The following is a 14557-nucleotide window of genomic DNA, read 5'->3' as shown; positions in this document are numbered from 1 at the left end:
TTGGTTTTGTCATACTACAGTTTTTTGAAACTAAAAGTCTCAATAATTGACAAATGGGAGGAAATTGTCATGTCTACGGGAAATAAGTTAGCGGGTATCTCGCGCCGAGATCTGTTCCGTGTTGCAGGTCGCTACGGCATGAGCTCGACGCTTATGGCGGCAGGTGGCTTCGGTGGGGCGATGAGCCTTGCAAACTTGGCGTCTGCGGCAGAATCCACATATGAGAAACGCTTCGCAAAAGAACCAAAGCACACGCTGAAATTTGGCGCGGCTGGCTTCAACGCACGCAACCTTTTGATCGAACGTGCGGGCGCGTTGGAATTTGCGCGTGACCTCGAATCACGCACAGACGGTGAGATTCGCGTTGAGTTCATCGGCGACAACCAGATCTGTGGTCAGGTGTCTTGCGTAGAGAAATGCCAGCAGGGCATCATCGACATCTATGCGGCGTCTACACAGAACTCGGCGGGCGGTGCGCCTTACCTGAACGTTCTGGACTACGCCTACATGTTCCGTAACCGTGCGGACCAATACCATTTCTTGTACTCTCCTAAGTCCCAGGCGCTTTTGCGTGAGCCTTATGAGCGTCGCCATGGTCTGAAATTCCTGTTCTCCCACGCTGAATTGCGCGGCATCCAGTTGGGTCTGGCATGGGAAGGCAAAGAAACAGTCACATCCATCGACCAACTCGCAGGCACAAAAAACCGTGTCACAGGCACTCAGCTGGGTCGCATCGCGATGACGGCTTTGAACCTGAACCCGGTTCCGGTTGCATGGGAAGAAACACTTGATGGTCTGAAGCAAGGTCTGATTGATGGCGCGGAAACATGGGCTTCGGCCGTGGCATATGCCAACATGTCCCCTGTTGTATCTCAGTCTGTTCACCTCGACTTCTTCTGCGGCACAGAGCACACAGCGATGAACGCAGGCGTCTTCGACGGTCTGTCTGGCGAATTGCAAGACGAAGTGATGGAATCCTCTTACTGGGCCCAAACACACGTTCAAGCGGCGAATGAGGCGGCACTGGTTAAAACTGTTGGTCAATCCGATCCACAGCTTCCAGGCACGATCTTCGCGCAAAACAACGTGCGTAACGCATTCTTGTCTGTCGAAGAGAAGAAGAAAGCCGAAGAAATGTGCTCACCCGAATTCCAACCGCAGCTGTGGGAAGAATGGCGCGAGCGCATCAACGGCTGGCAGGGTGGTGCGGATACCTACCAAGAAATCTACGACGAAGTGCGTACAATCGATGGCGACACACTGCCAGAGAACGTGGAACCACGTCGCTGGTGGAAAGCCTAAATACCGGCTTCACGTCTAAAATCAGCCGGTCCGAGATTTCGGGCCGGTTTTTTTGTCCCAAAGATCGCATTTAAGCGGCTTGGTGGGCGCAACGAAATCATAGGGAGGGACGCCAGATGTCGATCTGGTCAGACATGGTCACCATCGTCACCGCGACGTTGAGTGGCGATATTAATTTCAAGGTTACACAAGCGTATCGATCAGATGCAGCGTGGCTGGTTTTCGGCCCGCTCACTGTTATTGGCGCGATTGCTGTGCACTATTTGTACAAGGCGTTTCCGTTTCTGGACCGTCACCTTGAGCGCACTGTGGCTGTAACGGCTTACATTCTTATTGCGCTTATCATTTTTGTCGGTGTGATCCAGCGCTTTGTCTTTTCCAGTCAGGTGCCGTGGTCCACAACCATCCCGCCGCTGATCTTCATGATCATGTCGTGGTACGGGTGTTCGTATAATGTGAAACTGCGCACGCACCTCAGCTTTAGCGAATTTCGCACCAAATTCAGCCACAAGGGCCAATACTACAGCCTGTTGATGGACAATGTGCTTTGGTTCATCTTCTGCATCATCTGCGTGACAACCATGTCGCGGATCACAATCAACACCTATGATAACTTCCAGATTGTTCTGGGCACCGACGGCGTGATGCGCTGGTGGTTCATCATAACGATGCCTTTGTGTTTCATCATGATGGCGGGCCGCGTTCTGAGCAACGCGTTGATTGATCTTGGCCGTTTCCGCAACAACGAAACGCTGATCGAACAAGCGGTAATCGGGGGAGAAGCGTAGTGACCGATGGAACGTGGATTACATTTATTTCTCTGGCTGTAACGGTCTTGTTTATGTTGGGGACACCGGTTTTGCTGGTGATCTTTTACTGGTCGGTGGGCTGTAGCCTTGTGATTGGCCTGACCTTGGACAACGCAGGAAACGAATTGCTGAACGTGTTCAAAGACGGCTTTGCGCTGCTTGCGATGCCTTTGTTCATTCTGACAGGGGATCTGATCAATAAATCAGGGATCGCCAAAAGATTATCGGACTTTGCCTATGCCTGCCTTGGTTGGCTGCGCGGTGGTCTGGCGATGGCGGCCATCGGGGCTTGCGGCTTGTTTGCGGCGATCTCGGGCTCAAACTCTGCCACAACGGCCACAATCGGTTCGATGTTGCACCCCGAAATGACCAACGGTGGCTACGATGAACGCTTTTCTGCGGCAACGGCTGCGGCGGGCGGGACTGTTGGGATCATCATCCCACCGTCGATCATTTTCATCGTTTATGGCTTCTTGATGAACTTGCCGATCTCGGATCTGTTCATTGCGGGGATCATCCCCGGATCGTTGATGGTCTTTGCGATGATGGCAATGTGCTTCATCGTGTCCACCATCAACAAGTGGGGCATCCTGATCGCTTTGTCACCGTTTCGGGTGTTCAAAACGGCTGTCGGCGCTTGGCTTGGCTTCTTTGCCATCGGATTGGTGCTTTGGGGCATCTACACGGGCAAGTTTTCACCGACTGAAGCGGCAGGGGTTACTGTTGGCTTCGGGATCATCGTCGGTGTGATCAGCTACCCGCTGAACAAACTGATGGGGGTGGACCAATCTGCGCCGGTTGATGAAAAACCCTTTGGGGCGATGGTTGTTGTCGAAGGTTTCAGGTTGCGTGATGTGCCAGCGGTTGTTGTGCGGTCTGCACAAATTGCGGGCATCCTGACGCCGTTGATCGCGGTGTCTATCGTGATGCAACAGGTCCTTGGGGCGCTTGGTGCGTCCGAAGTCATCGGAGAGCTGTTGCGCGGTATGGGCGGTTACTATCCGGTGCTGTTTGCATCCATGGCGATTGTGTTTGTGTCGGGGATGATCCTTGAATCCCTGCCTGTCACAATCATCCTTGCACCGATCCTGGCACCGATTGCGGCCAGCGTTGGCGTTGATCCGATCCACTTCTCGGTTGTGTTCCTTGTGGGGGCATCGATCGGCTTTATCACGCCGCCTTACGGTCTGAACCTTTACGTGGCGTCTGGTGTGACCGGGGTTCCTTACTTCCGGCTTCTGCGGTACTCGACGATGTATCTGGTTTCGCTGATTGCGGTCTGGCTGTTTGTTGCCTTGGTGCCTGAACTTGCAACTTGGTTGCCTGCACAGATGGCACGATAGACACATGACGTGAGTGACCTATAAAGAACGCACTGGCCGGTTTTGCTGGCCAGTGTTCTGACAAAGTGGGAAGCGTGAATGACTGCTGAAGATACCTCTGGAAAGCCGGGGCAAATTCCGACAAACCTGAGACTGCTGTTGCTTCTAGAAGAGGTTGCAAAGGCCGGTGTTCCGGTCACCCCTGCCGATCTTGTCGAAGCACTCGGGTTGCCGAAACCCACAGTTCATCGCCTTTTCCACACCGCTGAATCCGAAGGCTTTTTGCAACGCGACATTGATGGCCGCAGTTACGGTCCGGGCCCGCGTTTGCGTCGGTTGTCTGTCAACACACTTAGCTCGCAACGGCTGCGCACCGTGCGTTTGGCGATCCTGAATTCGGTTGTGGAAAGCGTCGAAGAGACCTGCAACATCGCCGTTCCTGATCGCGATGGCATGATCTACCTTGACCGCATCGAAACAAAATGGCCGCTGCGCATCCAGTTGCCCATCGGCACCCAGGTGCCTTTCCACTGCACGGCATCCGGCAAAATGTACCTCAGTTCATTGAACCCGCGCTACATTGACCGCTTTTTGAACGCGCAGGTTCTTGAAGCGCGAACAGCAAGAACCATCACAAACCCAAGTGCTTTAAAGGCAGAGCTAAGTGCGACTCGCAAACGGGGCTACGCCACGGACAACGAAGAATTTATGGAAGGCATGGTCGCCGTCGCAGTGCCCATTCTGGACGATCAGGGGCGACTGGTCTCAACCCTGTCTGCGCACACCCCGATGCAGCGGTTGTCGCTTGAGCAAATTCAACAGCACCTGCCGACGCTTCGGGAAGGCGCTGAAAAACTGTCTGAATTGCTACTGAATTAAGCCGGATGTCTTGACAATGCGGGCCGCGACTGGCCTTGATCGTGCCCAATAACATACCGTTTTTGGGAGAGAACTGATGATGCGCACCCGTGCTGCTGTTGCCGTTGCCGCTGGCAAGCCACTTGAAATTATGGAAGTGAATCTGGACGGACCGCGCAAAGGCGAAGTGTTGGTAGAGATCAAAGCCACAGGTCTGTGCCACACCGACGAATTTACCCGTTCCGGTGATGACCCCGAAGGCATTTTTCCGGCCATTCTGGGCCATGAGGGCGCGGGCGTTGTGATCGAAGTCGGGGAAGGCGTCACGACGCTGGAAGTTGGCGATCACGTGATCCCGCTTTACACGCCGGAATGCCGCGAATGCGAATACTGCCTGAACCCCAAAACCAACCTGTGCCAAAAGGTGCGCGCCACCCAAGGCCAAGGCTTGTTGCCCGATGGCTCCACCCGCTTTTCCATGTTGGATGGCACCCCGATCCACCACTACATGGGCTGCTCGACCTTCGCCAACCACACGGTTGTGCCCGAAATCGCACTGGCCAAGGTGCGCAAAGACGCACCGTTTGACAAAATCTGCTACATCGGGTGCGGCGTGACCACGGGCATCGGCGCTGTCATCAACACAGCCAAAGTTGAAATCGGCAGCCGCGCGATCGTTTTTGGGCTGGGCGGCATTGGTCTAAACGTGATTCAGGGCTTGAAACTGGCCGGCGCCGACCAGATCGTGGGTGTGGATTTGAACGACGACAAAGTCACCATGGGCGAACATTTCGGCATGACCGACTTCGTGAACCCTTCCAAAGTCGAGGGCGATTTGGTGGCCCATCTGGTGGAGCTGACAGGTGGCGGTGCTGATTATACATTTGATGCCACAGGCAACGTCAACGTGATGCGCACAGCGCTTGAGGCGTCGCATAAGGGTTGGGGCGAAAGCATCATCATCGGCGTGGCCCCTGCCGGTGCTGAAATCTCGACCCGTCCGTTCCAATTGGTCACAGGCCGTTCATGGCGCGGCACAGCTTTTGGCGGGGCCAAGGGCCGCACGGACGTTCCAAAAATCGTCGATTGGTACATGGACGGAAAAATTGAAATCGATCCGATGATCACGCACAAATTGACGTTGGACGAGATCAACCACGGCTTTGACCTGATGCATCAGGGTAAATCCATCCGCGCGGTTGTCGAATTCTAAAGAACGCCATACTGCGCACATGAAAAACGCCGCTTGCACTGCGCAGGCGGCGTTTTTTATTGGGGGTTTTGGAACAGGGGCACTGTCGATACGGACATCTTGGCAGAGCCGTTTTGCACCTCTCGGGCGTGCGCGAGATAGATCAGCGTTTGATTGGATTCATCAAAGATCCGACGTACGCGCAAAGACTTCCAAACAATAGACCGTCGTTCGGAAAAGACGTTCTCACCATCGTCTGACCGGTCGATCACGCCGCGCTCAAAGTAAGCGACATGGCACGTCACGCCTTCAACGTCGCGTTCTGCAAGTCCATTGGCGTGAAATGCAGGTTTTTCTTAATCGCTGGTGCCTTATGTATAAATCAACAACATTCAGGAGGGGCACAAATGCAACTTACGGTCAACGGAACCAATCACGATGTGGATGTCGAAGACGACATGCCCCTGCTTTGGGTCTTGCGCGATGAGCTTGGGATCACAGGCGTTAAATACGGGTGTGGCGTCGCGCAGTGTGGTGCATGCACAGTGCATATTGACGGTGAAGCCGTGAAATCCTGCCAGATCAGTGCCGCGGATGTGGAAAGCCCGATCACAACCATCGAAGGGTTGGGCAATCCGGATGCGTTGCACTCTGTGCAAGAGGCATGGATCGAACATCAAGTTGCCCAATGCGGCTATTGCCAGTCAGGCCAGATCATGGCGGCAGCCGCTTTTCTGGCCCAGACCCCGAACCCGACGGACGCTGATATTGATGACGCCATGTCGTCCAATTTGTGCCGATGCGGCACGTACCCCCGTATTCGCGCCGCAGTGAAATCGGCTGCAGCGAAAATGGAAAGGGCATAAGACCATGAGTAAAATTGGAAAAATTGCCCGTCGTACATTTTTGATCGGATCGGCCGCAATCGTGGGCGGCGTTGCGTTCGGTTACTACGCCTACAAAAAGCCTGTTGCGAACCCGCTTTTGAAGGGGCTGGCGGAGGGCGAAACCGCACTGACGGCTTACGTCAAAATTGATGCGGACGGGATCACGTTGATCACACCGCGTGTGGACAGCGGGCAGGGGGCCTATTCGGTTCAGGCAATTATGATTGCCGAAGAGCTGGATGTGGAGCTGGATCAAATCAAGGTCGATCCGGGGGTTCCATCACGGGCCTACTACAACACGGCTTTGGCGCAAGAAGCAGCCCCCTTCCCATCGACCAATGACAGTTTCACAGCCAACTCCATGCGCGGTGTCATGGATGCAATGATGAAGTTTCTCGGGATGGACATCACGGGCGGCTCTACGACGGTCCCCGACGGGTTTACCAAATTGCGTGTTGCCGGTGCAGTTGCCCGCGAAACACTAAAGGCCGCTGCCGCGCAGAAAACCGGTGTGGCCCTCACCGATCTGCGGACCTCCAAAGGTGCTGTTATTTTGCCCGATGGCACGTCGCTGCCTTATACGGAACTGGCGGCGATTGCGGGCACTTTGGACCCTGTCGATGAAGTGCAATTGCGCGACCCTTCCACATGGCGGTTGATGGGCAAGGCAACGCAACGGCTTGATATCGTGTCAAAGTCCACAGGGACGCAAGATTATGGCATCGACTTTGCGCTTGATGGCATGGTTCATGCCACAGTACGCACCAATCCGCGCCGTGGCGGCGCGATGCAGAAATTCGATGCATCGGACGCAAAAGCGATGCGCGGTGTCAGTCAGGTGTTTGAAATCAGCACAGGCGTGGCCGTGATCGCAGACAACACATGGCGCGCGATCCAAGCTGCAAATTCAATTGAAATCGAATGGGATGCAGCACCTTATCCTGCGGAAATGGACGCTCACTGGCAAACCTTGTCCGACAGCTTTGTCGCGGACCGTGTGGACAGCACCATGAAAGACGAAGGCGACGTTCAGGCGGCTTTGGAGGCTGGCGATGTCATCGCGGCAGAATACCGAGCCCCCTATCTGGCCCACGCTCCGCTAGAACCATTGTCGGCGACAGTGCTGGTGCAAGACAATCGTGCCGACGTTTGGACAGGCACCCAAATTCCCAGCTTTTTGCGCGGAAACGTAGCTGATATCACGGGCTTGGACAAAGACGACGTCCACATTCACATGTTGATGATGGGCGGAAGCTTTGGCCACCGGCTGGAAGCGCGTATTGTTCAGGAAGCCGCGGAAATCGCGGTGAAAATGAAAGGCACGCCTGTAAAGTTGACCTACAGCCGCGAAGAAGACATGACGCACAATGACACCCGTCAAATCGCTATGGCGCGAGGGCGCGGGACGGTCAAAAACGGTCAGGTGGAAAGCTTTGATTTGGGCATAGCTATGCCATCGGTGATCGCAAGCCAGATGGGCCGCCAAGGGTTAAGCGTGCCGGGACCCGATACGCAGATTGTGGCGGGGGCTTGGGAACAGCCGATGCGCATTCCCAACTACCGGGTGACAGGCTACCGTGCGCCTGAGCTTGCTCCGATTTCCAGCTGGCGGTCGGTTGGCGCGTCATCAAACGGTTTTTTCCACGATGTGTTTTTGGATGAATTGATCCAGGCCGCAGGTGCTGATCCTATGGCAGAGCGCTTGCGTCTTTGCTGGCATGATCCGTCCCGCAAGGTGTTGGAAAAGGTTGCTGACATGTCCAACTGGGGCGCTCCTTTGGCCCCCAACCAAGGGCGCGGCGTGGCGTTCTGCATGTCCTTTGGCGTGCCCACCGCAGAGGTGGTGGAGGTGACCGCGACCGAGGATGGCATCCGACTTGATAACGTCTGGGTCGCAGCCGACGTCGGAACAGTGGTTGATCCTGTAAACTTCGAAAACATGGTGCAAGGTGGGGTCGTTTGGGGCCTTGGCCACGCCATTCTGTCAGAAATTACCTATTCCGATGGAATGGTCGAACAGGACAACTACGACAGCTTTGAAGCCATGCGCATGTATCAGGTTCCCAACATCGAAGTTGCCGGACTGGAAAATGCAGATCAGGTGCGCGGCATGGGCGAACCCATGGTACCTCCGGCTGCTGCAGCCTTGTCCAATGCGATCTTCGCGGCAACGGGGCAACGCATCCGCGAGATGCCAATGAACAAGTTCATCGACTTCGTATGAAGTTAGGGGCGGGCTGCAATGGCCCGCCTCCATTCTTGGCCGTCTACTGCATATTTGAAAAATTACTTGACCGAAGTCGCTTCTGGCAGTCTTTGGGGGCATGGATATTTTGCTAAACACCCCCCGCCGTTCTGTTTCTGGTCTGGATGCTATTCCGACGCCCAGCACAGACGTTGAAGCCGTGCAAAGCCTTCTGGGTAAATGCCCGCATGCCGCACAGACACCACTGCTGGACGCGCATGAACTGGCAGCTCAAGCAGGCGTACAAAACCTGTGGCTGAAAGACGAACGGGGCCGCATGGGGTTGGGCAGCTTCAAGGCGTTGGGGGCTGCATATGTCATTGCGCATGATGCAGCGGGGGCGGATGTGTCCAATAACACCTACGTCACAGCAAGTGCTGGCAACCACGGGATGTCAGTGGCCGCAGGGGCAGACGCCTTTGGGGCCAATGCTGTGGTTTATATTGCACAATCAGTACCTGAAAGCTTCGCGGAAAGACTGCGGTCGATCGGGGCTGAAGTCCGCCGTGAAGGCGACATCTATGAAGACAGCATGGCTGCAGCGGCGAAAGCTGCAAAGGACAATGACTGGATCTTGTTGTCCGACAGCTCTTGGCCCGGCTACACGGATCGGCCTTTCCGCCTGATGGAAGGGTACCTCGTTTTGATGGCTGAAGCGATTGCGCAAATGCCGCAAGCGCCCACACATATTTTCTTGCAAGCTGGCGTTGGCGGCCTTGCTGGAGCCTGTGCGGCAATGGCGCGCAAAACATGGGGGGAGGATCCTGTGATTGTTGTGGTCGAACCTGATCAAGCGCCTGCATTGGTGGCGTCGATCAAAGCTGGCGCTTTTGTCGTCACCCAAGGTGGTGTGTCCGACATGGGGCGTTTGGATTGCAAAGAAGCGTCTTTGATTGCGCTGAAAGGGCTTTCACGTGACGCAGATGCGTTCGTGACATTGACAGAACAAGAAGGGGCCGAAGGCGCACAAGCAACTGTGCAAAATGATATTGCGGCCAGTGCGTCCGGGGCTGCGGGGATCGCCGCGTTGTTGCAGGCGGATGCGCACCGCGACGCCTTAAAACTGGATGCCGCGTCGCGGGTGTTCTGCATTCTAAGCGAAGGGCCCGCATGACCCGCTACACCTACACCCTTGCGCAGGATGATGCCGCCCCGTTGGGGCTGGTCGTTTTGCAAACCGATGAAACGATTGAAAGGGACATGCGGCGTCTGCTGGGCGATCGTGCCCCTTACGTCAGTCGCGTTCAAAGCGGGCTCAATGTAACGCCGGAAACGCTGCAAGCGATGGCAGGACATGTTACGCAGTCCGCGGCCCTTTTGCCTGCGGCGTTGCGGTATGGTGCAATCGGATATGGGTGTACATCCGCTACCGCCCAAATCGGGGCTGGGCGCATTGCCGAATTGGTTGGGGCAGGGGCGGATACCGGCGCTGTCACGGACCCGCTAAGTGCATTGCTTGCGGCTTGTCGCGCGTTGAAGGTGAAGAAACTCGCGTTTTTATCGCCTTATGTGGCCGACGTATCGGCCAGATTACGGGACACACTGAACCAAAATGGTATCGAGACGCCGATATTCGGCAGTTTCGACGAAGATGAAGAAGCAAAAGTTGTCCGAATAGATGCGGCGTCAATCGAAGCGGCGGCTGTCGATCTGTGTCAGGGCCAATCTGTCGATGCGGTGTTTTTGTCCTGCACCAATTTGCGCACCTTGGATGTCATAGCACCGCTAGAGACCGCGTTAGGCATTCCAGTCCTAAGCAGTAACTTGGTGCTGGCATGGCATATGGCGCAGCTTGGCCACGCCCAAATTATCGGGCCCGGACAATTGATTGCAGCATATCCAGCGGGTTAGCCGCTGGTTCTGCATTTGCAGCTATTGGCGTTTTATCACCAAGCAGCGTTTGTCATGATCATGCGGGCCACGTCGGTGCGCTTCATGCCACGATCTGCAAATTCGGCGTCGTTGAAGCCGTGAACAGCCATGTGCGTTTGCAAGCTGGACGGTGTTGCAAAGCGGGTGCGCAGGGCTTTGAGGATACGTGTCATTGTCAATCTCGTTTTATCATTTTACGTTGATTGGCAGATAGTGCTGCAGTGCAGCGTGGAAAAGTGCCGCAAGAGCAAAGCCGTCTTGCGTTGACTGCAATCCTCGGGATGTCAGACAATGCGGAACACACTGTTTTTGGTGCGTTCTGGTTGTGAAGGGATCGCGCCAACAACGTGTGTCACGATCCACCTATAAACGTGACATGTGCACAGTTCTTGCCCTTACAGGTCTTGACGGTTCCAAGGGGATGGCTTACCTGCACCAACAGCGCGGGCGTTGTGTAGTGGTAAGACCTTAGCCTTCCAAGCTAATGACGCGGGTTCGATTCCCGCCGCCCGCTCCAAATAAAATCCCCTACACCCGAAACAGTGCGAACGCCTTCTTCTGACCAATCAGAACAGCGTGATTTGTGATCGCGCAGACGCCACATCACGGGCCAACTGATTGGTGGCGCTCATGTGCCAATCAAGACCTGTTTGCCCCTGCGCTGTCGCGTGCTCAAGGTTCTTTGTTGCGGCTTTGGCTTGGGCGGCAGTCATCGTTAGGGCTTCGACTAATTTTTGACGTTCTGCGCGCACTTGATTCAGGCGTTCATCATACGCATCGGCGCTGATGTTGCCTTTTGCTTTCTCGCGGGCCAAATCGGCCAATTCGATGTCTTGGGCGGCCAGACTGCGCGGCAAATCGATTGTGATGGTTTCCATCTGGTCATTGGTTTTGCGGATACTTTTGGTCAAAGCGTTGGCTGAAACCAATTCAACACGGCGTGCCACATCGCGCTTTCCTGCGGCGTGGCCCATGATGCCACCCGTTGCGCCACCAACCAAAGCGCCCGCGACGCAGTTTTGGGCGTTGCTTGCGGATAAGACAGTCAAACCGCAACCGACGGCGGCCCCCATTGCGATGCCTTTGCGTGTCGATTTCCGCACGACGTCCTGCATAAGAACGTCCAGATGCGCGGTCTGATCTGTCAGGGCGACCACATCGTAATGTGCAACCTGTGTCTCGAACCCTGTGTTCTGTCGTGCGACAAAGCCAAAGCCATCTGTTTGGCTTTGTGTGCACCCGGCTATTGCAAAAATGACAAAGACGGAAACGGAACGAGTGAGGCGAGACATGATAAAATCCAGTATTCAGAGGGCGTTAAGTGCCTGTTGATTTTGGATCTATCGAAACAATATGACCCAATTGGGGCAATTGGTGACAATTTTGAATAAATCTGGCGGCGATTTGTGGGTGAGTCACAGCGACGACATGAGGCTTTTTGCCGCTTGGTTGCCGGGCACTCGGGCGGAACTGTCCGCTTGACCTGACATCTCTGCAAGGCCATGAACCTATGAACGTCAAGAGAGTGCGCATGTCTGATCAAACGACCCAAGCCCCGCCCCCAGCCGCTGCGGGCAACGAAGAACGCGAAAAATCCAAAGAGATAGGCGCACTGCGCGCGTTGTGGCCCTTCATGGCCCCGTACCGTGTTTTGATGATGATGGCGATTGCAGCCCTTGTCGCCACGGCCGTGATTTCTTTGACCTTGCCTTTGGCCGTGCGCCGCGTTGTCGATAATTTCCGGACCGAAGATACCGCGATTTTGGATCAGTACTTTCTGGCGGCTTTAGGCATTGCCGGACTTCTCGCCATAGGCACGGGGTTGCGTTACGCCTTGGTCACACGCTTGGGGGAACGGGTGGTGGCAGACATCCGCAAGGCTGTGTTTGACCGTGTTATTGGCATGTCGCCCGCCTTCTATGAAAAAATCATGACTGGCGAAGTCTTAAGCCGCATCACGACGGACACCACATTGATCCTAAGTGTGATTGGATCGTCCGTGTCGATTGCCTTGCGCAACTTGCTGATATTTGTGGGTGGCTTGGCATTGATGTTTTTAACGTCGGTGAAGCTGGCGGCTTTGGTGCTGTTGATTGTGCCTGCCGTCGTGGTGCCGATCCTTGTGTTGGGGCGCCGTCTGCGTGTGATCAGCCGCGAAAACCAGGACTGGATTGCGGCATCATCCGGCAACGCGTCCGAAGCGCTAAGCGCGGTGCAGACTGTTCAGGCCTTTACGCATGAACATGCAAGCCGCAGTCAATTCGCCGATGTCACTGAACTTAGCTATGGTGCGGCGCTGCGCCGTATCACAACACGGGCCGCTATGACGGTCATTGTGATCTTTTTGGTGTTCACCGGCATCGTGGGCGTTTTGTGGATTGGGGCCAATGATGTGCGCGCGGGTGTGATGACCCAAGGGGCTTTGATCCAGTTCGTGATCTATGCGGTTATGGTGGCAGGTGGGGTTGCAGCCTTGTCCGAGATTTGGGGCGAATTGCAACGCGCTGCGGGCGCTACAGAGCGACTTGTCGAGCTGCTGCAAACCATCGATAGCGTTCAGGATGCGGATGCGCCGGACGCCTTGGCGTCTCCTGTGCGGGGACAAATTGCCTTTGAAAACTTGGGGTTTGCCTATCCCGCGCGTCCTAATGTGCAAGCGTTGGATGAGGTTTCGCTGGATATCGCACCGGGTGAAACCGTGGCTTTTGTCGGCCCGTCGGGGGCCGGAAAAACCACCATTATCCAGCTGCTTTTGCGGTTCTATGACCCTCAAAAGGGGCGTATTTTGCTGGACGGCGTGAATTTGGCGGCGATGGAGCGGTCCGAATTTCGCAAGCATATCGCGCTGGTGCCGCAAGACCCGACCATCTTTGCCACGTCCGCGCGTGAAAATATTCGCTTTGGGCGACCGGATGCCAGTGATGCGGATATTGAAGCCGCAGCACAAGCGGCGGCGGCGCATGACTTTATCGCGGGTTTGCCGCAAGGCTACGACAGCCCCTTGGGGGAACGTGGTGTTATGCTGTCGGGTGGACAAAAGCAGCGTATCGCAATTGCACGTGCCATTTTGCGCGATGCGCCGGTCTTGCTGTTGGACGAAGCCACATCGGCTTTGGACGCGGAAAGCGAACGGGCGGTGCAAGCGGCTGTCGATCAACTGAGCGCGGACCGCACAACGTTGATCGTGGCGCACCGATTGGCCACTGTTAAAAAAGCAGACCGTATTGTTGTTCTGGATGCAGGGCGCATCATCGCCACCGGCACACATGAGGCGTTGGTGGCCGAGGACGGGCTGTACGCCCGCTTGGCGCGCCTGCAATTCACCGATGGGATGGCTGCAGAATAATTCCCCTTTCCACCTGACGCGGATCGGGGATAGGCTTTGACAACACAAAAATAATGGGAGTGTTGATTATGGGTCTTTGGAGCTTTGTAAAAGACAGCGGCAAAAGCTTGTTCGGGGGCGGCGGTGACGCCGAAGTCGATGGTGCGGCGTTGCAAGATGAAATCAAAGAACTGGGCTTGGATGCGTCCGGCATGGAAATCACTGTCGAAGGCGACAAGGTCAAGGTGTCCGGCGAAGCCGTTAGCCAGGAAATGAAAGAAAAAGTCATTTTGGCTGTGGGCAATGTGGAAGGCGTAGCTGCCGTTGAAGACAGTGTGCCAAGTGCTGGCGAACCTGTTTTCCACACGGTCGAAAAAGGCGACACGCTTTGGGCTATTTCGTCAAAAACTCTGGGCAATGGCGCACGCTACGAGGAAATCTTCGAAGCCAACAAGCCAATGCTTAGCCATCCAGACAAGATTTATCCGGGCCAGATGCTGCGTATCCCGCAAGCCTAAGGTTAACCCTGTCAAAATTTTAGAAGGTCGCATTGCTGTATGCGGCCTTTTTTCGTGATTGCACCCATTTGGGGGCTCTGCCCCCGGTGCTGCGCACCTCCCCCGGGATATTTTTGGCGAAAAGAAGGGTTAATCCCGCTGTTGACCTTTGGTCAGCTGCTTTGACGCGGCGTCTCATTTGCCTTGTTTTTCCGGTAAACCTTGCGAATTCCAGTATTCCGCCGCAT

The 14557-nt window shown here is 55.3% G+C and carries 13 protein-coding genes, 1 tRNA gene and 1 pseudogene; 12 read left to right on the top strand and 3 right to left on the bottom strand.

The genetic code is table 11. The annotated features are described in order from the left end of the window. Positions 1-69: 69 nt before the first annotated feature. The 5 genes from ABJL60_RS19980 to ABJL60_RS19960 all read left to right on the top strand — a co-directional run bounded on the left by ABJL60_RS19980 (position 70) and on the right by ABJL60_RS19960 (position 5504). Entirely contained in the window at positions 70-1302 is a 1233-nt protein-coding gene (locus ABJL60_RS19980) for a TRAP transporter substrate-binding protein (RefSeq protein ID WP_348374116.1), read from the top strand. A 116-nt stretch (positions 1303-1418) separates the two neighbouring features. Continuing rightward, positions 1419-2090 (top strand): TRAP transporter small permease subunit, encoded by a 672-nt coding sequence (locus ABJL60_RS19975; protein ID WP_348374115.1) that lies wholly within the window; start codon positions 1419-1421, stop codon positions 2088-2090. Then, positions 2090-3454 (top strand): TRAP transporter large permease, encoded by a 1365-nt coding sequence (locus ABJL60_RS19970; protein ID WP_348374114.1) that lies wholly within the window; start codon positions 2090-2092, stop codon positions 3452-3454. The genes ABJL60_RS19975 and ABJL60_RS19970 overlap by 1 nt, the downstream gene beginning before the upstream one ends. Positions 3455-3532: 78 nt before the next feature. Then, on the top strand, positions 3533-4312 hold the full coding sequence (locus tag ABJL60_RS19965; protein ID WP_108829165.1) for an IclR family transcriptional regulator: 780 nt from the start codon (positions 3533-3535) through the stop codon (positions 4310-4312). Positions 4313-4391: 79 nt separating this feature from the next. Then, positions 4392-5504, top strand: a complete 1113-nt coding sequence (locus ABJL60_RS19960; protein ID WP_348285872.1) for an S-(hydroxymethyl)glutathione dehydrogenase/class III alcohol dehydrogenase — start codon at positions 4392-4394, stop codon at positions 5502-5504. A 56-nt stretch (positions 5505-5560) separates the two neighbouring features. Here the strand turns inward: ABJL60_RS19960 and ABJL60_RS19955 are convergent. Continuing rightward, positions 5561-5812 (bottom strand): annotated as a pseudogene (locus ABJL60_RS19955) (CreA family protein); the annotation flags it as partial. A gap of 78 nt (positions 5813-5890) precedes the next feature. Between ABJL60_RS19955 and ABJL60_RS19950 the strand changes: the two are divergent. The 4 genes from ABJL60_RS19950 to ABJL60_RS19935 all read left to right on the top strand — a co-directional run bounded on the left by ABJL60_RS19950 (position 5891) and on the right by ABJL60_RS19935 (position 10466). After that, positions 5891-6349, top strand: coding sequence for a (2Fe-2S)-binding protein (locus ABJL60_RS19950; protein WP_348374113.1), 459 nt, complete (start codon positions 5891-5893; stop codon positions 6347-6349). Between the two features lie 4 nt (positions 6350-6353). Further along, a complete protein-coding gene (locus ABJL60_RS19945) occupies positions 6354-8594 on the top strand; it encodes a molybdopterin cofactor-binding domain-containing protein (RefSeq protein WP_348374112.1) in 2241 nt (746 codons plus the stop codon). A gap of 100 nt (positions 8595-8694) precedes the next feature. Then, positions 8695-9729, top strand: coding sequence for a pyridoxal-phosphate dependent enzyme (locus tag ABJL60_RS19940; RefSeq protein ID WP_348374111.1), 1035 nt, complete (start codon positions 8695-8697; stop codon positions 9727-9729). Further along, a complete protein-coding gene (locus tag ABJL60_RS19935; RefSeq protein ID WP_348374110.1) occupies positions 9726-10466 on the top strand; it encodes an Asp/Glu racemase in 741 nt (246 codons plus the stop codon). The genes ABJL60_RS19940 and ABJL60_RS19935 overlap by 4 nt, the downstream gene beginning before the upstream one ends. Before the next feature lie 35 nt (positions 10467-10501). Here the strand turns inward: ABJL60_RS19935 and ABJL60_RS19930 are convergent, their stop codons facing one another. After that, complete coding sequence (locus ABJL60_RS19930; RefSeq protein ID WP_348285847.1) at positions 10502-10660, bottom strand: hypothetical protein; 159 nt, start codon at positions 10658-10660, stop codon at positions 10502-10504. A 270-nt stretch (positions 10661-10930) separates the two neighbouring features. Here ABJL60_RS19930 and ABJL60_RS19925 point away from each other — a divergent pair. After that, positions 10931-11004: transfer RNA gene (locus tag ABJL60_RS19925), tRNA-Gly, on the top strand. A gap of 49 nt (positions 11005-11053) precedes the next feature. Here ABJL60_RS19925 and ABJL60_RS19920 read toward each other — a convergent pair. After that, complete coding sequence (locus tag ABJL60_RS19920) at positions 11054-11779, bottom strand: hypothetical protein (protein ID WP_348285848.1); 726 nt, start codon at positions 11777-11779, stop codon at positions 11054-11056. A gap of 239 nt (positions 11780-12018) precedes the next feature. Between ABJL60_RS19920 and ABJL60_RS19915 the strand changes: the two genes are divergently transcribed. Both ABJL60_RS19915 and lysM read left to right on the top strand, forming a co-directional pair. Further along, on the top strand, positions 12019-13833 hold the full coding sequence (locus ABJL60_RS19915) for an ABC transporter transmembrane domain-containing protein (RefSeq protein WP_348374109.1): 1815 nt from the start codon (positions 12019-12021) through the stop codon (positions 13831-13833). A 68-nt stretch (positions 13834-13901) separates the two neighbouring features. After that, on the top strand, positions 13902-14330 hold the full coding sequence (gene lysM, locus ABJL60_RS19910) for a peptidoglycan-binding protein LysM (RefSeq protein ID WP_108829156.1): 429 nt from the start codon (positions 13902-13904) through the stop codon (positions 14328-14330). Positions 14331-14557: the final 227 nt, after the last annotated feature.

It is taken from the genome of Ascidiaceihabitans sp., assembly GCF_039986515.1.
Classification (GTDB): Bacteria; Pseudomonadota; Alphaproteobacteria; order Rhodobacterales; family Rhodobacteraceae; genus Ascidiaceihabitans.
The sequence above is the reverse complement of the archived record's forward strand: the minus strand, read 5'-3'. Positions and strand labels throughout refer to the sequence as shown.